We start from the raw sequence: 18214 nt of genomic DNA on the forward strand, positions 1-18214 counted from the left end.
ATGAAAGTGCGAAGCAACGAAAGGAATTCCTATGTTCAAAAAATTAATGATACTAAATCTATGTCTTTTGTTTATTACTGGGTGTAGTGTTAACACCCCCGAAGAACCCAAAACACCAACCGCAACAACCAATACGATGACACGCAACAATCATGATTATACGTTTGATGTTGTATCCGGAGCTACGAATGGAAGGCATGAAGGGACCGCTTATACAGGTGATGAAAAATGGCAACGTATGATGTGGTCAGGACGCCCTGAAATTGGTGTTGTTACTGGGGATTATTATTTTGATTCCCTCGACTTCAATGGTGGCTATATTGCAACTGTGACAGTTGTCACCGAAAACAATGCTTTGCAACTTGTTGAATTTGATGAAATCTCACCACAAAACTACTATGCGCCTGAATGGGCAAACCGTACGAAACGTACCTCCGGGTATGCGAATTGGCAAATGGATAATGGTCGTACCGATACGACGCTTGTTACCATTGTCAATGCGATGACGTTTCTTGAGTATCAAATGATGACCCAAAACAGCCTTGTAGGTGAGTTCAATGCACCTGCGGGTTCTTCAACCAGTCTTCGTGGTGGATTTGAGCCCGTTGCCGAAAAAATCGCACCTCGCGTCGAAAAGCCATCCAATTTATATTATATTGGGGTTACCGAATCTATAGGTGATGGCCTCTATGCCCGTCTTGGTGTCATCTATAATAAACAGGATCAGTCAATCTATGATGTCATCTATGATGAATATTTCGATGATAATCCTGCGGCAATTACCGACCCAACATTGCAACAGTTTTACCGTCAATCAAAGTACCACGCCCGTGAATTTGAAGCCGTTACTCAACAACCCTTCCGCGAGGATGTGACTGCACTAAAAGATGCCGTAAAGCAACAACAAACTCTCGATATTTCAATCGAGAACACTGCCATTTCAGTGCACTATCGCACGCTAGCTGAACGTGTGTATCAGTTAAGCCAAGAAAAAATGTCTGAGTTTTAATCAGACATTTTTTTATTGATTGAGATAGGGCAATGCATAACCTGAACCATCAATTAAATCATACTGAATCACTTCATAAGCTGTCAGTAGTTTTTGTTGATAGGGAGTCAATTGCTCATAACTTCGTGGACTTGTATCACCATACAAGTAATAACCAGTACTATGAATACTAATAAATGTTTCGTTGACCTCTTGAACCAAAGCTTGATATGGACTAATTTTGACATCTCCAACTGCATAAATTAAATTCTGTGCATTTGTTAAAGAGATTAGGTCTGTGTTGTAAGCTTCCAAACTTGCATCGGGAAGGTTTGTCGCAATAAAGTAATTGGTTTGATATTTTTTGATAGGTGTATTGACGTTTAAGATACTGTTGTAAATTCCCGGAAGATGATCCCCATAGAAAAAGAGAATATATGGTTTTTCTTCTTCATTCAAAGCCGTTACAAATTCTTTCGTATAGCCATCTGTTCGATGAATTCCTTCACTATAATTTTTGACGACTGTTTTATAACCATCTGATAATAGTTCACTCTCGACCTCATAAATACTATCTGGGAAATCGTTAGGGTACGGTGCGTGATTTTGCATCGTTACTAAGTGAATCGACATTGGATTATCATTGGTTCGATAATGGTCAAGAACTTCATTGTAGGCAGACTCATCCGAGATATATCCATACATAACCAGCAGCCCTTTATGCTGCATATCATTTTCAAAGATGCTTGTATCAATTCCAAAGTTTCGATATGTCGGAACTCGTTTGAAGAACTGTGATCCATAACTATGGATTGCAAGCGTATCGCGTTCGACATCAGATTGAATCGATTTAAAAATTGATGGCAGATGATCATTGGTCGATGTGAATGACTGGAATGCGGTCGCAACTGCTGGACTTAGTGATCCATAGCTCATTCCTGTTATGAGTTCATACTCGGTATTGGGTGTTTGGCCACCGTAAGTTGGTGAAATGATCGATCCCACTGCTACCTTATCAGATGAATCTTTTAAGTATTCAAGTGGTTCCTCTGCAAGTATAAAACCATCCAAGTTACTGGGATCACTCATCGATTCACTAAGAATAGTGATAACATTGATATATTCAAAATTTTCACGACTTCGGCTTGCATTGATTGCATCCGCATCTTTTGTATAATGGTCCATAATTTTATCGACAGTTTCTTTTGAATACGAATCCGGTTTATACATATTATCACCCGGTATGTTTACAACAAATCCATTCAGAAAACCGTAATATTGATAATTATCGATTTGATTCCAAATTGAATACTCCGGAAAGAAATTATTATTTAAAGCATAACTTCTAAAACGTGAGTCATGTTTATTGTAAGACATCATGTATGATGACCCCAACATTAATATCACAAGTCCTGAGATTAATGTCACTACACGAATGTGTTTGTTGTAGACAGGTTTGAAAATACCGATTTTGCGGTTTAAGAAGACCATCACAACAACAAGAACCACAAGTACTATCACACTTAGGATGATCATCTTAAGTTGACGTGACGTAATCATTGAGAGAAGATCTTTGGTATTACGAAGATAGCTCACATCAGCTGGATATATAGGTTCGACTAATACATTTAATTTAATATAATTTAAAACAGCAACAATACCAGTTACCGTTAAATATCCAATACTTACAAAAAGAATATTATTAAAGATTAGTACCAGCAGTATAAACACAATAAACAACACTAAAGTACTAAACACATATGCGGGTGTTGAGTATGCAATTGATTCAAAAACGAGATCATAGTCAAATTTAAATAAACTTGCTGTCGTTACGAGTTGAAAGACTACACTCATAATAATTCCAGTTACTATAATTGTTGCGCTATAGGCTAGCCATCGTTTCCAATTTTTATTTTTTAACATTTAATTTCCTCATTTCAAGGGGCCAACAAGCGTAATAGGTTCTGGTTCTACATCGAACTGAATATGCTTGGTCTTGCCTCCAAATTCGCCATCAAGTCCGTATTCGACCGTTGACTCACTGTTGATTGTAACTTTTTTTGCACGTCTAAAGATGATGCTATCATCTTCAAAACTCTGAGTATTGATTTGATGAAGTGCTTTTACGAGTTGAACCGGTGTTTTGGGTGTTCGAACAAGCATCACTTCAAACAAGCCATCTGCTAAATCGGTCGAATCAGGAAAGCGGACAAAGTTTGCCATCTTTTTTGTATTGGTGATGGATACAAAACTGAATTTCCCTTTTACAATTTCATCATCCACGTTAACGTCAAGACGGTATTTCTTTAATTTCCAAATTTCCCAAAAACCACGCAACATATAGGCAAAGTAGCCAAATTTATTCTTCAGTTTTTGATCAGTCGTATAGGGTACATTGGACAAGTAACCAAAGGTTAATGCATACGAAAATACTTTATCATTAACAACACCTAAGTCCGTAGTAATTGTTGTTGTAAAGTCTGTTGTTGTAAGTATTTCTTCAATATTGACGGTTTCATAATAGTTCTTTGCAATATCATTCGTTGTACCACTGGGAAGCATCAGAATTGGTTGTTTTAAATTTAACGCTGCTGCCATTGTAAATGCCGCACTGATGGTTCCATCACCACCCATAGCCGCTAGGACATCAAAGTCTGTAGTTTTGATGCGCTCCATCAAGGCTTCTGGATCTTGTTGAATGGATTCTTTCGAAACAATATTGAGGTGGGCGTATGAAGCATCATTGATCGTTGGAATCCCCTTACCGGATTCTGTATTACCAATAAAGAAAATACGAGGGGTCATAATCATCACCTATTCTTATCATTCTTGTTTATATCTATGTACAGTATACCGTTATTTCACTTTTTTTCAATTTTCTTCACAATTCCTCGTTAAAATTTCATATATGAAAGCCTTGCTCGGAATAGCAAGTGTTTGTGAGGATTGCTTGAAGTACATCATAACGTGACGGAATCATACTTTCTGGTAATTCGTTGATTTTAAACCATTCAAGTTCTGCTATTTTATGTGGCTCTTTAATTTGTGGGGTTCCCGAAAACGTATCAATCCAAAAATAGCAATTAAAATAGGTGTTATCGTGATCTGGGTCATATAAATGCGTAAGGTGGACAAATTTCATATTTTTCTCTAAGACATCAATTTCGATCTCTTCCATGAATTCGCGACGCATACACATCGTTGCTGATTCGTGTGCTTCAATATGTCCGGCTGCCGCAAAATCCCAATGGTTATCCATAAAACCTGTATTCATTCTTTTTTGAAGCAATAGTTCTATCGTTTCCTGCTGGTGTCTAACGATTAGTCCCATCGTCGCACCGCGTGCTGTAAAATATTTATCCATAGTCCCTCCCAGTTCGTGAAATAATCATAGTACGATTCAATTCGAATATCAACTTGAAGAAACAATGTGAAATATATCACTAATTTATCAAGCGTGGTTACCCCGAGTAACTAATACTTAATTTTTACTTCAATTTTATCTAAATCTGTGAAATTTACCCTTCTTTTTCTCAAATTCCACGATATTCTAGAAGTGGAGATGACAAATATCGATTTGTTATTGAAGGAGTCGAACATGGAAAATTTGATTACAGTCTTGAATTCTCTTGGTTTCACAGAAAATGAAGCAAAGATCTATATCTCATTGTTAAAGACAGGGCCGCAAAACGGTTATGAAATTAGCAAGTCAAGCGGTGTTCCACGCAGTAAAATTTACGTCCTACTTGAACGTCTATTACAACGTGGCATACTAACAAGTTCTCATAATGGCAAAAATGTCATTTACAAAGCTGAACCTGTATCCCGCCTAGAAGATATGGCAACCTTGGATCTCCAACGCAACCTTCAAGCGTTACGAAAAGAGACCAGCAAAATAAGTGAAACTGGAGACGACGATCAGATTTGGCATTTATCAGGATACGATAATATTCTGCTGCGTGTTGAGGAAATGATTCGCACAGCTGAGCACGAGTTATTAATTCAAATATGGCAACCCGAGTTAATGCCTCGTATTGAGCAAGCGATTCTTGCAGCCGAAGGTACGATTAAGATTGCGGTTATTTTATACGATGAAACGCAAACGTATCAAACTGATGTTAAAAATGTCTATAAACACGGTTTCGAAGATAATCTCTTGGATGAGAATAATGCACGGTGGTTAACGTGCGTTAAAGATGCTTCGGAAATGATATATGTTACCATTCCTAATATTCAGCAAGCAACCGCAATTCATACCACAAACAAGAGTATGATTTGGTTCTCAACTGAATATGTGAAACATGATGTTTTCTGCTTAAGACTGATTGATGATATGGGTGAACTCGCACACACACTATACGGTCCTAAGATTGCGAAACTTCGTGATATTTACACACTCCAATAGGAGGAAATTATGAATATCGTAACAACAATTTTAGTACTAATCGCTGTCGTGAATGGAATTTTTGCGATTACATTAGTACGTGACTTAGCAAAAAATAAAGATTCCGTCATGAAGGAACCGGGAAATCCCATTGTAATGGCAATCACCGAATTCTTTATGTTCTTATTATCTACTTTTGGTATTTCTGACTTTGCAATTGGGGCAGCTATTTATCCGAAATCAAAATGGGTTAGTGATGAAAAACTTCCTGGAACGCTTAATACACAATGTGTTATTCCAGTTGCGGTTATGGCTTTATCCTACATATCTGTCATTGAAGTTGACCTCACAACATTACTTGTTGCTATTTTTGCACAAGTACTTGGTGCCTATATCTCACCACGTTATGTCGTTAAATTACCCGTTAATACAATTAAAAAGTTTGTTGCAACAGGACTCATTATTGCAGGTGGCCTAATTGTTGCAGGTAAAGTTGGACTTTACCCTGCTGGAGGAACTGCAACCGGTCTTTCAGGATTCAAACTTGTCTTATTAGGCGTTCTTTCATTTGTATATGGTGCTGTCAATAACATTGGTATCGGTTCTTATGCCCTTACTTCTGCAACTGTTTATGCCTTAGGAATGAGCCCACTGGTTGCTTTCCCAATCATGATGGGTGCATGTACATTCTCAGTTCCTATTGGTTCAATGCAATTTATTAAACTTGACAGTTATTCACGTAAAATTACACTGTTTGCTGCAATCTTTGGTTCATTAGGCGTTCTCGTTGCTGTCTTTGTTGTTCAAAGCTTAGATGTCGCATTACTTCAATGGGTCGTTGTTGCAGTTGTATTATTCAGTGCTACACAGATGATTCTATCTGTTCGTAAGGGGGCTTAACACATGGAAATCAAAGTTATTAACAAAGCAATTATCGATGACGTTTATACAATGCTTGATGCAATTCAAGCTAATAAAGATGCACTTGCAATTTATTCACGCAATGGGTCTATCATTCCATTACGGACTAACATTGACGTAACTGCATTCGAAGGGCAAAGTCTATACATGCCTGGTTATGCTGCCGATGCACATGCATTGGGTGTAAAGATTGTCTCAGTTTATCCTAACAATATTGCGAAGGGCATCCCAAGTGTCCCTTCAACAATGGTCCTAATTGATGACGAAACCGGTCAAGTTATTGCCTTATTAGATGGTACGTATTTAACACAAGTACGTACGGGTGCCGTTGCGGGTGCTGCAACAGATTTATTAGCCCGTCAAGACAGTAAGGTCTTTACAATTTTTGGTGCTGGTGGTCAGGCTGAGAGTCAAGTTGATGCAGTTCTAGCAGTTCGTGATATCGAACAGGTTTATGTCTGTGATCTTGACGAAGCCCGTCGTGAAGCATTTGCTGCCCACATTGCTGAAAAGCATCACGTGAAAGCAGAAGCTGCTGCATCAGCAGAAGATGCTGTTCGTCAATCAGATATCATTACGTGTGTTACTACAACCCGTCGTCCACTCTTTGATGCCTCATGGCTCAAAGCTGGTGCGCATGTTAACGGCATTGGATCGTACACACCAGAAATGCAAGAAATTCCTGCTGAAGCAATTTTAAATGCTGATGGCGTCTATGTTGATACATTTGATGGTGTTCTGAACGAAGCTGGTGATTTCATAAAACCAATTTCAGAAGGTATGTTCACCAACAAAATTATCACAGGTGAATTAGGCGATGTTGTCAACGGCACAGTTGTTGGACGTAAAGACGCTTCACAAATCACCGTCTTTAAATCAACAGGGTCTGCAGTTATGGATGTTGTGAATGCACGTCGCATTTACGAAAAAGCCCTAGCACATAACGCTGGTGATTCCATCAATTTATAATCAAAACGCAAAAATACCACTCTATGAGCGGTATTTTTTTTGTTGTTCATCATAAATACTTTTTCCAGTTACAATCATCGTTATAATATCGTCATTATCTTCAATTGCTACTCCTTTTTTGCCAAGGTAATCACACAGGATTGGAAGATCCTTGGATAGCGTTGCAGTAACATCGTGCGTATACACAGCACCATCGTTTGTTACGAGCGAAATATTGAAACTATCGGGTCCCCAATCACCAATTCCGATTCGTGGTCGTGAAATATAGTTAATTTTAAAGACATCAATATCATCAAATGCATATGTTTTCTTGAATTGCTGAGGTTTAAAGATTGCAATTAGGCGCTCCCACCATGAATGATACTTGGTCGCAACAATATCCCGTTTACCGATGACAATCCGACCTTCCTTCACAACAATTAATGTCAGAAACATAAAGAAACCAAAGAAGATGAAGAATGTCCAGATGTAAGGACGTATCGTCATTGTCGCACCGAAGAAGAGTGCAAGTATAAATCCAATGAGCGTATGACGCCCCAATTTACGTTCCCCAATTTGATAGGGCTTCATCAAGTGCTTGGATCCTCGCAATAGTTGATCAATTGAAACATCGTACAAATCACTAAGCATAATGATGTTTTCAATATCTGGCATTGATTCCCCGCGTTCCCATTTTGAGATTGCTTGACGTGAGATCATCAATTTCTCGGCGAGTTCTTCTTGCGTATAGCCATTCACTTCACGGTAGTATTTTAGATATTCGTTCAGTAACATATGTGCCACCTCTTTCTATCTAAAGCATAGTCAACTTTCTACATTTTGTAACGCAACGTGTGGTTTCTATCCGTGATTTTTCTGATATAACTTATAAATACTAAGTATCACAAAAATTTTAAAGACAATTTGTGACAGCATAGCGAGGAATGATCCACCAAAGCCAATTCTTAGCGTACTCAATAAATTAATTGCGATAATGATGCTAAGGATAATTGCAACTGTTTGTTTTGTCTGCACAACGAAATCATAATCACCTGCAAGATAAATGTAGTAGAACATTGCAAATGAAATGATGAGTCCAATAACAGCATAAATTACTGCAATAATTTCTGGTCGAATAATAACAACTATATACATAAGACCTAGCATTCCCAATGTTGTATACCCGATTAAAATTACTAGAAGATTTAGCGCCATCTTAAAGTATCGATTCCACAACGGTGTTTTTCTGAGCATGTACAAGGAATACAGTAGTAACCCCAACGACCCTACTAATATAATTGTAGAGTTCGTAATTGGTAATGACATGATGACCACGCCTACCAATATCCCCAGTAATGCATTGTTTTCTATTTTCTGAATATCTTGCCCCATAAGCTTCCCTGCTTTCTTATCTAATTAAATAATATCATGTTAATCGTAAAGATATACGACTCTCCTTTGTTTTTTTGAAATCTCAACTATTTTTAGGATCACGGCATTACATGATTTATCTAAAAACGACAAGACGTTAAAGTAAAAAAAAAGACCACTGGTCTTCTACATTAATTTGGCACGCCCGACAGGGATCGAACCTGCAGCCTTTTGAACCGGAATCAAACGCGCTATCCGTTGCGCCACGGGCGTATGCACGATTATCATACCACGCTTGACACATTTATTTAAGTTTTAATTACATAATTTAACCTATTTTTGCGAATATGCTATGATTAGCTCACAAGGAGATTATATTATGATAAAAGTAGGTGTCCTCGGGATTGGTAATATTGCGCAAAAAGCCTATATTCCTGTCTATGCTGCACGAAATCATGATGTCGAATGGCATCTCTATTCACGCAGCCAAGAAAAGCTTGATGCTTTATCCCGTCAGTATAACTTTAGTAACACACATACCAATATTGATGCCATGATAGCGAGCGGTATTCAAGCAGTTTTTATTCACACTCCGACACAAACTCATGGGGATTTGATACGCAAATTTCTTAACCATGGTATCCATGTTTATGTGGATAAACCTATTAGCGAAAATATTCTTGAAGTTAGAGAACTTGTCGCCCTTGCCCAAGCGCAATCATGTGTTCTAATGACTGGTTTCAACCGTCGGATGTCACCACTCTATCAACAACAAAAAGATATCGCACAAAAGAATATGATTCTTGTGCAAAAGCATCGAGAACATGCAGATCAAGATGTAAAATTTGCGCTCTTCGATATGATGATTCACGTTGTTGATACGTTGGTTTATCTCATGGACACGCCCATCGTGTCCCATCACATCCGTGGTGTAACTGAAGCAGGCATTCTAAGCCACGCACACCTTGAATTACACGGTGACCATGTCACAGGCATGGCAACCATTAACATGCATTCTGGTGGTCGCAGTGAAGTTGTGGAAGTAATGTCACCCACTGGGTTTTACCGCTGCGTGGATATGAATGAGTTACTGATCCATTCAGATCAAGGGCACCATACAGAGCGATTTGGGGATTGGGTCCCAACGCTAGAAAAACGGGGATTTGTGCAAATTGTTGACCATTTCATTGAATGTGTCAAAACTGGGAAGCAATCCGACATATTTACCTTGGATGATGCATTAATCACCCACCAACTCGTTCATGATATATATGAAACAATAAAGGAGAAAGCATGAAAAAGATTTTACGACAAGCAACAATTTACCTTGCTTTAGGATTAATTGCGGGTGTATTCTACCGCGAATTTACGAAATATATGGCATTTACAGGTACAACACAACTTTCCATTTTACATACGCACATCTTAATGTTGGGTATGTTTATGATGTTGATGGTGTTAGTCCTTGCGAAGACATTTAAAATTCACCGTCATAAGAACTTCAAGAAGTTTATGGGATTTTACAATGGTGGTCTTCATCTAACAATTTTGATGATGCTAACGCGTGGTACAACACAAGTTCTTGGCACCGAGTTATCCAAAGGCATGAATGCAGCAATTTCCGGAATGGCAGGACTTGGGCATATTATTTTAACAATCGGACTCGTTTACTTATTTATGATGCTTCGTGACAACACCCATGATGCCTAACATCATCACATAGATTTGCTTAACAATATTATCTACTCATTAAAAAGGTTCTAGCTGCGATAGCTTAGAACCTTTTTATTTTAGAATATGGATAAAACGTTATTTCAAATTTTTATTCTGTTTCTTTGCGTTTACGTTTTGATACAAGCACAGTAACAAGTCCGGCACCGACAATTAATGATGAAAGCATCATTGTATTATTGTCTGCAACACCTGTTGCTGGTAGTTTATCTTTATCCGTTGTCTTATCAGGTGTTGTTGGTTTGACTGGATTTGTTGGATCTACTGGATCGACCGGATCAACTGGGTCGACCGGATCTACAGGATCGATTGGGTCTTTCTCCTTCAGTCCAGCTACTGCCTTATCTAACATTTCGATGGCATCTAAGACATCTTGTTGGGTACTTGTTGTGCGAACTGCTACTCGGAACATAGTTGCATCTTCCGCAACATCCGCAGGCAGGTTATTAACAACATTCTCACCAAATTCAATTGCTGTTTCAAGATTCAAGACAGTCTCTTGAGTATATTTTTCAGTTTCAATTGCTTTTGCATCTGCAAGTTTTTGTTTTAAAAGTGCAATAGAATCTGCTTGTGGTGTCTTCACATCTACAAGTCCAGTAAAGGCTTTGTGAAGTGCATCGTACGCTTGATTGATTTCCGCTTGGGTTGCTGTTTCATTCGCCAATACGGCATTTGCATTTGCGAGTTGTGTGCTGAAAACTCCATAAGAAGCTTCTGTATATTGTGTTGCATCAACATCACCAATTGAAGCAATTAACGATACTAAAAGTGACTTGTCAACTTTCTTAACAAGTTGTGATTCAATCGTTTGAAGACGTACGATGATTCCATCAACCGCTTCTTGTGTTGCTTCATCATCTGCAATGATTGTTTTTGCATCGGTAATCAATGTCTCTAGAAGTGCTTGTGATGCTTCATTGTACTGTTCTTTATCTAATGCTTCCACAGTGTTAAGGAGTGCAACAACTTCTTTTTTATCAATCAATTCAGGTTTCGCTTCTAAAGCATCGATGGCATGATCGAGTGCAGTATGTGCGTTTTGAATCATTTCAAGTGTTGCATTTTCATCAGCAAGTACTGCTTTAGCATCTGTAATTGCTGCTACAAGATTTGCATATGTTGCTTTTGAATAATCTTTTTCTTTGAGTTTTTCTGCATTTTTCACAGCAGCATCCAAGTCACGTTTTGCTTTATCGACAGTTGGTACAAGCCCATCAATAGCTTCATTCAATGCACTCAATGCATCGGTATACGTATTATCTTCAATCGCTTGATTTTGATGAACTACTTTTGCAGTTTCGATTGCTGCTTTTAAGGTTGCAAAGGATGATGCTGAGTAATCTGCCTCTTTCAATGAACCTGCTTGATAGATACGTAATCCGAGTGCTTCATAATTGTCGAAGTAGTTTAAGCGAATTATTAATTCATTTGTTTCGCCTTCCACGACTGTGAATGGAATAGGTAGACCATCATATTTAACACCCACTGGGATTGATGTTAGAACAAGATCATATGTACCGACCGGTAATTGTGTGTTAAGTCCTGAATCGGATGTTCCACCAAGATTTCTAACTTTACCCATTACGTCAATTACATCAAAAGTTGTGTTCAAGCCCATTTCACCAACATAAGCATGGATGTACATGTTTTCTGATTTACGGCTAACATAGTTTTGAATACTATTTTTCAGACTTTCTTCAATACCTTCATTTTGGGTTGTAACATAGATGCGTTCACCAAATTTAGTAAAGTCTACATCTTCAAAGGTCACTACCCCATTATCATTTGCGACACCTGTTAAAACTGCTTCAGTTGCAGCAATTGCATCGTATAGACGTACTGTTGCTTTGGGTTCAACTTCTGATACTGTTACTTTTTCGCCTTCAAAATCGGCTTTAATTTGATATTGGGATACCATTGGAGTTTTGGTGAAACCACCATCAAACATTTGCCATTCATAAATACGAATAGCACCCCAAGGTGATGTACCTGAATTGGTGATATCTAATTTCCATTCTTGAGCTGTAATTGGTGTATCCAATAATACATCTGTTACTGCTTTAGTATTTCCTTTGATTGCTTTTGCTATTTGCCATTGACCGTTTTCATCTTTATATTGCAATGAGAAATCAACCGTATTCATGTTGTTTGCTTCACCACCATATTCAGCATGTTCAACACGCCATCTGGAAACACGTTGCGGTTCGCTTAATTTGATATCCATGTATCCAGATTTTTTATTAGTTGCGGCCCACTTACTATTTCCAGTTGCTGTTCCATCCAATGCTTTAGATGCTGGTTCTGCATCGTTTTCAAATGATACAGCTGTAACTTGCGCGTTCAAGGAAACGTTAACGGGTGCAACTTCGTTATTTTCATCACTTCCGTCTAGTGAAACACCCCAGTCAAATGTGATGTCTTTACCTTCTGAACGATTGTTGCTTGCATCAAGTGTACGAATTCGAATTGTAGTTGTATCATCGGCTTTTGCGTTGGCATCGGTACGGGTAATCTTGTCAGCGTAGAAAGCTGTATTTGGTGTTGCCCCTAACAATACTTCTTTACCATCGTTGTTAACTTGGTAAACTTCGTATACGTCTGTTCCTTCAACTGCGTCCCATGATAATCGTGCACTTGCTTCTCGTGCATCTTTAACGAGCGTTTCATCCACACGGGCATTAGCGGTATTCGCAAGGACACCTGCATTCTTACGATCAATTGTAAGTTGTCCAATATTTAGATTAAGGGTTTCTGCATCCGTATTCGTTACTCGCACACTTACTGCATAGATTGTTTTGCCTGCATGGGCACCTAAATCTACCGTTTGAGTACTCCACGCGTCATTGCTTGTAACTGGGAAATACGTCAAATCATTGTCTACATAGTTTTCGTTAAACGAAACGCCGAGTTCAATTTTAGCTGTTGTATTTCCTTTTAGAGTAACCGCAAGTTCGGTATCTTGAGTCACGTCTAGTTTTGTGCTATATAACATGACATTGTTGGTACTTCCGCCAGCTAAATTACCTGATAATTTCAAAGAGTTACCACCATTATAGGCATCGTTAAAGTCGTAATCTACGTCTAAACGTGTTCCAACTTGATCTTTAATCCACCATCTCCAGGTTGGCATAATGTCTTGTGCTGAGCGGTAGTTCCATGTACGATCACGAACTTCTGTACCATCAACAAACCATTTTTTACCATGACCTGCATTAAAGCTTGTTCCAAAGGATGTTCCTTCAATGACTGATTTATCCGTTACAAAACGAGACATTCCTTTCCAATCCGCTGAGTCATCCGCTAAACTTGGATCACCTTGAGGACCAGTATAAAGAATTTGCTCATGCTTGTTGAATTCTTCGGCACTGGCCGCGAATCCCATAGTCGAGTTTGGTGCATAAAGTGCGATAGAGCTCAATGCTTGACCATTCTCGTCTACCAATGCTTTCGTATTGATGTTAGTTTTATAACTATTTTGTTGAATTTCGAATCCTGCATATGCATCAAAAGGATTACGATCTAATGTATTGCGCATATAATCGTTCGTACCTTTTATTTTTTGTGCACTCCAGTTAAAGTTCATAAAGAACTCATCCACGGCATAGTCATTATCTGCGCCACGTTTTAACCAAATGTCATTTTTGCTATTAACGGCGTCTTGGTGTGACACTGATCCATTGTTAGCCATCGCGTCATACCATCCAATATTAATTGGATATCCCATTTCGCGTGATTTTTGACGTGCATAGACAAGCATGTCGTGCGTACTTTGGGCTACTTTTTCGGTAGAACCATATGATTCTTGATTAAAGAAGTAGCCATCAAAACCAAAGTATTGTGCGATTTCAATGAGTTTATCCGCAACAGGGTAATTACCTTCCTCATCTTGAACAGACATATTTTTAAGTTCTTCAAGTGAATCATAATGACCCGTTCCCCATGGGAAATGAAGTGTTGCATAGACAGGAACACCATTTCGGTGTGCTGCATCAACGATATCTGGTGAAGGTACCGCAATAACACCTTCTTCTGAACTTGCCCAATAGATCATGGAATTAAGATATTGCCAGTTATCAAATGCATAAATATTAAAGTCTTCCCCTCCTGTTGAAGGCGATTGATCATGATTTGCATTCGAGATTGCTGCAGATGTAATCTTTGCCTCAGGATTTGCCAATTTATTGATTTGTTGACCTTGGAATCGACGTGATTCTAAAGGTACTGTTGAACGGTTAAGTTTTGCATCCGGGTCTGTTTCGGGTGACCATTTTAATAATGTTTCCAGACGAAACGCTGGTGCGAGTGGTTGTAGTGATTTTCCATTTTCATAGTTTTCATTCACTGCATCGGTACCATCACCGGTAATTGCAGCTTGAATTGTCATATTGCTTGCGAACATTGTGAAGGCAAGTGTTGTTGCTGTTAGACCAATGCATGCACTACGAAAAAGCGATTTTACAAATCGTGTATTTTCATTTTTCTTCATATTTTCTCCTCAATAAACAATAAATTGGTAAACGCTTACAATATTATTATAGAGGATATGATTTATTTTTTAAGGTAAAAACTATAGTACATTATCCACATACTATAGTTTTCATTTCACACACAATACAATTTCGTTTAAGAATATTTAGACTCAACACTTCTATAAGGTTAGCTTTTTCACTCAGATATTTTACTGATAATCTCAAAATATGAGCGTCACTCGCTTCTTGTAGTAAGGAAGCATTCATGACAAAATTTATAAGAAATTTGCTTATTTCATATCATCTTTATTAATGGAAAACCTGATCGTGATTTCCATAATATTTAAGAATTTCAGAACATGAACCTATAGTGCATATTTTATTGCACCCTTAAAATATCAGATGTCACAGCACTAATTTAAGTTTTGATTTCATAGATTGTCTGTATTTTCAAAAGTATTATCTCTTTTTAGAATAAATATATTTTTTAAGTATCATATAAACAACGGTGATAATCAATGCCTTGATGAGTATTTCTGATAAAGACATACTTCTATAAAACAAGATTAAAAACATCAGTAAATTCCCTGCGAAAATAATTAAGAAATTCGGTATACTTTCTTTTTGTTTCATAATAGCTCCCTTTTATTCTAAAATACCATATCTAGGGCTAATTTCGTTCTTTTGGGTTTAGATGGTGTTTCTTGATGTTTAAGCTGCCATTAAAGTTCAATCGACACTTTATTGTTTTTATTAACCTTTTGGTTATTCTTCAGCAATACATAAAAAAACCGCAAAATTTGCGGTTTTAATTATCGATTGATTTTTGGTCACCATCTTCTTCTTTTTGAAAACGGATAGTTATTTTTTAATGAGCTTGTTGAACAGTCTTCGTACATCAATAAACATGAATGAGAGACCCACGCTTACTAAAGCAACTGCCACGATCATAAAACTATTGTTATTTGACAATCCCGTTGCAGGAAGTGTTTGACTTTCTGACTTTGGTAGTGTGTCTGTTTTATCTGATGTAACTGGACTCGTTGGTTCCGTTGGATTCGCAGGTTCGATGGGTTTTTCAATATTGTGTTTGATCCATTTTGCGTAAAGGATTGTATCCTGCGTTACAGGTGTATCAAAGTTCCATGCTTCACTCATTTCAGGGTCGCGATACCAACCAGCAAATTGATACTGATCTTTAACAGGATCCTGAGGCTTCACTACTTTTTGATGTGCCTCAACGCTTTGCGTTTCTACAGCAGATCCTTCTTGCGTATCAAACACGACTTGATAGGTGTCGGGAAGTACCTCTTCTAATAGTATTTGAATCTTGAAATCTTCTGCAGGCATCGTTCCACTTAATAAACGATCACCTAAAATTTTATCAAACTTGTACCCTACGACAGATTCAATATTAATTGCATATGCATCTAGGAATGTCGTCGTAAAGCTTCTACTTTGAATAACGTTTCCTGCTTTTGTAATATATTCAACTAGAATCGTAAATGGTTTCCGCTGTGCAACCGAAGATGCTTGAATAACTTTTCCTTGTTCCTTAAACGTTACTGTTTCAATTAATGATGAAGTGTCATACCCAGCAATTTCTGGAGCCTTAACCTCAACAGTCTCACCATAATTACCGGTTACTTCTGTTGTATAGATTTCATTACCTTGATCATCGTGAAACACTACAGTATTGGTAATCGTTTTGAGTTTCAGTGTGACCGTGAATGTTTGATTTTCTGGTGGCGTCGTACCGACGAGCCCAAAACCGTTGGTATCAACAGAAACTACATCGTATGCATCAAATGTTTCTAATTCAATCTCATAAGGATCCAAGTATAGTAATGTCATCATCTGAGTTTGGATTGGAACACCATTCTCTAAAACATAATTTACATTAATATTGATATCTTTTCGATAGTATGGAATACGCACAAAGTGATCGCCTGCTATAATCAAAGAAATGCTATCACTGTATCGCCCATAACCTGGTACTTCCGGAAATGGGATTTGAATGACTTTAGACGGATCTGCAAAGAATTGTTTCGTTACTGTGATGATGCTTTCATTAGAAATCTCATCGTAAAAATCGATGGTCACTGTCGATGGAATTTGTTCATAAACAACTTTCATTTCATCAGGTTGATATTCGTAAGGTGCATATTTAAATCGATGCGTAAATGACTCTTGGGGTGCTTTATAGCCTTTTATCTTAGGATATTGAATATCCGTAGTCGATCCATTTTCACCGGTAATCAATACCGGTCTTGTTAATTGCTTCCCGGATTCATCAACAGGAATTATACTAAGCCACGATAGATAACTTGTATCATATTCAAGCAAAATTTCGACCGTTTTGTCTTCATCTGGCAATGTATAGTTTTCTGGATTGATAAACATGTATCCATCAAAATATAAATGTAATACTAACTTAGACGTTCCTTTTTTGCCTGTCACTTGTTGTTGACCGAGTTCTTCACCATATTTATTCACATATTTAAAAAGCAATGTGGACTCTGTGCTTGCACGAAGTAGTGACGTCTCATTCTCTTGTTGACTGAGTCCTTGCTCAGCATAGATCGGTAAGTTTACACTCACACTAAGTAACACAACGACTATGAGTCCCGTTACTATTTTCTTAATTTTTTTCATAATTCCCCACCCTTTATTAATTTATTTTCATTTTACCACATTATGCATGTATACGCATATATATTAACCTAAGTCTTTACATCGATAAAAAAGAAATAGAAACGTGTAATTGTCGCTACTTCTTTCTTAAACCTTATTGAGTAATAGTATCGTAGAATTTTTTTGCTTCAATGACTTCCGCATCAACAAGTTGATGTCCACCGGGTTGTATATTTGTTGTTACAGGAATCCCTGCATCTTCAAACTCCTTAACAGCTTCTTCGAACTTTTCAAACGCGATGAATGGATCAATTTTACCACCTGTTGTATAGACATTAAGACTCGGTTGTGTTTTGAAAGGAACACCCGGTCTTACTGATGAGGGGTGAAAAAGCATTGCACTCGTAAAGTCAGTCTCAAACTCTTTGAAAAGATTGATCGCAATATTCGATCCATTAGAATAACCAATAACGGATACTACAGCATCACCGAGTTTATAGTACTCCAAGAGTTGAAGCATTCCTTCGTGAAGTGCTGTTGTTTGTTTCGCTAAGTCTTTTAAATCAAAGCTTCCATCCGCATAGCGTTTAAAATAACGAAGCATTCCTTGTTCTTCCACAGCACCGCGGATACCAATCAGTGTTGCTGTTTCATCAATATATCGTGCAAGGTTTACCAAATCGTTTTCATTACCACCAGTTCCATGGAGCATAAAGATAACGCGATCGGTAGAACCATTATGTTTTGCATGTACTATCATAATTG

General features: G+C 37.8%; 14 protein-coding genes and 1 tRNA gene. 6 read left to right on the plus strand and 9 right to left on the minus strand.

Going from position 1 to position 18214, the window contains the following annotated elements; genetic code table 11:
- Positions 1-31: 31 nt before the first annotated feature.
- A complete protein-coding gene (locus GVV19_RS00315; RefSeq protein ID WP_159644672.1) occupies positions 32-1009 on the plus strand; it encodes a hypothetical protein in 978 nt (325 codons plus the stop codon).
- A 12-nt stretch (positions 1010-1021) separates the two neighbouring features.
- On the opposite strand, the gene GVV19_RS00320 is transcribed toward GVV19_RS00315, so the two are convergent.
- The 3 genes from GVV19_RS00320 to GVV19_RS00330 form a co-directional block, all read right to left on the minus strand.
- Complete coding sequence (locus GVV19_RS00320; protein ID WP_159644674.1) at positions 1022-2911, minus strand: LTA synthase family protein; 1890 nt, start codon at positions 2909-2911, stop codon at positions 1022-1024.
- A 9-nt stretch (positions 2912-2920) separates the two neighbouring features.
- Positions 2921-3793 (minus strand): diacylglycerol/lipid kinase family protein, encoded by an 873-nt coding sequence (locus GVV19_RS00325; protein ID WP_159639216.1) that lies wholly within the window; start codon positions 3791-3793, stop codon positions 2921-2923.
- 97 nt (positions 3794-3890) lie between these two features.
- Complete coding sequence (locus tag GVV19_RS00330) at positions 3891-4352, minus strand: NUDIX domain-containing protein (RefSeq protein WP_159644676.1); 462 nt, start codon at positions 4350-4352, stop codon at positions 3891-3893.
- Positions 4353-4586: 234 nt separating this feature from the next.
- Here GVV19_RS00330 and GVV19_RS00335 point away from each other — a divergent pair, with 234 nt between their 5' ends.
- The 3 genes from GVV19_RS00335 to GVV19_RS00345 are packed head-to-tail and all read left to right on the plus strand — an operon-like array spanning position 4587 to position 7262.
- Positions 4587-5393 (plus strand): TrmB family transcriptional regulator, encoded by an 807-nt coding sequence (locus GVV19_RS00335; protein WP_159633654.1) that lies wholly within the window; start codon positions 4587-4589, stop codon positions 5391-5393.
- Positions 5394-5402: 9 nt separating this feature from the next.
- Positions 5403-6272 carry a sulfite exporter TauE/SafE family protein gene (locus GVV19_RS00340; protein WP_159633657.1) on the plus strand — a complete coding sequence of 290 codons (870 nt, stop codon included), beginning with the start codon at positions 5403-5405 and terminating at the stop codon, positions 6270-6272.
- A gap of 3 nt (positions 6273-6275) precedes the next feature.
- Positions 6276-7262 (plus strand): ornithine cyclodeaminase family protein, encoded by a 987-nt coding sequence (locus tag GVV19_RS00345; protein ID WP_159639219.1) that lies wholly within the window; start codon positions 6276-6278, stop codon positions 7260-7262.
- A gap of 21 nt (positions 7263-7283) precedes the next feature.
- Here the strand turns inward: GVV19_RS00345 and GVV19_RS00350 are convergent, their stop codons facing one another.
- The 3 genes from GVV19_RS00350 to GVV19_RS00360 all read right to left on the minus strand — a co-directional run bounded on the left by GVV19_RS00350 (position 7284) and on the right by GVV19_RS00360 (position 8885).
- Positions 7284-8036, minus strand: coding sequence for a helix-turn-helix domain-containing protein (locus GVV19_RS00350; protein ID WP_159644679.1), 753 nt, complete (start codon positions 8034-8036; stop codon positions 7284-7286).
- A 66-nt stretch (positions 8037-8102) separates the two neighbouring features.
- On the minus strand, positions 8103-8633 hold the full coding sequence (locus GVV19_RS00355) for a hypothetical protein (RefSeq protein ID WP_159639221.1): 531 nt from the start codon (positions 8631-8633) through the stop codon (positions 8103-8105).
- Between the two features lie 176 nt (positions 8634-8809).
- Positions 8810-8885: transfer RNA gene (locus tag GVV19_RS00360), tRNA-Arg, on the minus strand.
- Between the two features lie 106 nt (positions 8886-8991).
- Here GVV19_RS00360 and GVV19_RS00365 point away from each other — a divergent pair.
- Both GVV19_RS00365 and GVV19_RS00370 read left to right on the plus strand, forming a co-directional pair.
- Positions 8992-9909: a Gfo/Idh/MocA family protein gene (locus tag GVV19_RS00365; RefSeq protein WP_159639222.1), complete on the plus strand. Its 918-nt coding sequence runs from the start codon at positions 8992-8994 to the stop codon at positions 9907-9909.
- A complete protein-coding gene (locus tag GVV19_RS00370; RefSeq protein WP_159633675.1) occupies positions 9906-10322 on the plus strand; it encodes a DUF2871 domain-containing protein in 417 nt (138 codons plus the stop codon). Before GVV19_RS00365 ends, GVV19_RS00370 begins: the two co-directional genes overlap by 4 nt.
- A 112-nt stretch (positions 10323-10434) precedes the next feature.
- On the opposite strand, the gene GVV19_RS00375 is transcribed toward GVV19_RS00370, so the two are convergent.
- The 3 genes from GVV19_RS00375 to GVV19_RS00385 form a co-directional block, all read right to left on the minus strand.
- Positions 10435-14832, minus strand: coding sequence for an endo-beta-N-acetylglucosaminidase (locus GVV19_RS00375; RefSeq protein ID WP_159644681.1), 4398 nt, complete (start codon positions 14830-14832; stop codon positions 10435-10437).
- An 844-nt stretch (positions 14833-15676) separates the two neighbouring features.
- The gene (locus GVV19_RS00380; RefSeq protein WP_159644683.1) at positions 15677-17470 is read right to left on the minus strand and encodes a MucBP domain-containing protein; all 1794 of its coding nucleotides are present in this window, start codon (positions 17468-17470) and stop codon (positions 15677-15679) included.
- 133 nt (positions 17471-17603) lie between these two features.
- On the minus strand, positions 17604-18209 hold the full coding sequence (locus GVV19_RS00385; RefSeq protein WP_159644685.1) for an alpha/beta hydrolase: 606 nt from the start codon (positions 18207-18209) through the stop codon (positions 17604-17606).
- Positions 18210-18214: the final 5 nt, after the last annotated feature.

Origin of the sequence: Erysipelothrix anatis (assembly GCF_009828745.1) — a bacterium.
Classification (GTDB): domain Bacteria; phylum Bacillota_I; class Bacilli_A; order Erysipelotrichales; family Erysipelotrichaceae; genus Erysipelothrix; species Erysipelothrix anatis.

What these genes read in the sequence shown, in the direction of transcription:
- GVV19_RS00315 (WP_159644672.1), top strand. Translation starts at nt 32, where the DNA reads ATGTTCAAAAAATTAATGATACTAAATCTATGTCTTTTGTTTATTACT.
- GVV19_RS00320 (WP_159644674.1), bottom strand. Translation starts at nt 2,911, where the DNA reads ATGTTAAAAAATAAAAATTGGAAACGATGGCTAGCCTATAGCGCAACA.
- GVV19_RS00325 (WP_159639216.1), bottom strand. Translation starts at nt 3,793, where the DNA reads ATGACCCCTCGTATTTTCTTTATTGGTAATACAGAATCCGGTAAGGGG.
- GVV19_RS00330 (WP_159644676.1), bottom strand. Translation starts at nt 4,352, where the DNA reads ATGGATAAATATTTTACAGCACGCGGTGCGACGATGGGACTAATCGTT.
- GVV19_RS00335 (WP_159633654.1), top strand. Translation starts at nt 4,587, where the DNA reads ATGGAAAATTTGATTACAGTCTTGAATTCTCTTGGTTTCACAGAAAAT.
- GVV19_RS00340 (WP_159633657.1), top strand. Translation starts at nt 5,403, where the DNA reads ATGAATATCGTAACAACAATTTTAGTACTAATCGCTGTCGTGAATGGA.
- GVV19_RS00345 (WP_159639219.1), top strand. Translation starts at nt 6,276, where the DNA reads ATGGAAATCAAAGTTATTAACAAAGCAATTATCGATGACGTTTATACA.
- GVV19_RS00350 (WP_159644679.1), bottom strand. Translation starts at nt 8,036, where the DNA reads ATGTTACTGAACGAATATCTAAAATACTACCGTGAAGTGAATGGCTAT.
- GVV19_RS00355 (WP_159639221.1), bottom strand. Translation starts at nt 8,633, where the DNA reads ATGGGGCAAGATATTCAGAAAATAGAAAACAATGCATTACTGGGGATA.
- GVV19_RS00365 (WP_159639222.1), top strand. Translation starts at nt 8,992, where the DNA reads ATGATAAAAGTAGGTGTCCTCGGGATTGGTAATATTGCGCAAAAAGCC.
- GVV19_RS00370 (WP_159633675.1), top strand. Translation starts at nt 9,906, where the DNA reads ATGAAAAAGATTTTACGACAAGCAACAATTTACCTTGCTTTAGGATTA.
- GVV19_RS00375 (WP_159644681.1), bottom strand. Translation starts at nt 14,832, where the DNA reads ATGAAGAAAAATGAAAATACACGATTTGTAAAATCGCTTTTTCGTAGT.
- GVV19_RS00380 (WP_159644683.1), bottom strand. Translation starts at nt 17,470, where the DNA reads ATGAAAAAAATTAAGAAAATAGTAACGGGACTCATAGTCGTTGTGTTA.
- GVV19_RS00385 (WP_159644685.1), bottom strand. Translation starts at nt 18,209, where the DNA reads ATGATAGTACATGCAAAACATAATGGTTCTACCGATCGCGTTATCTTT.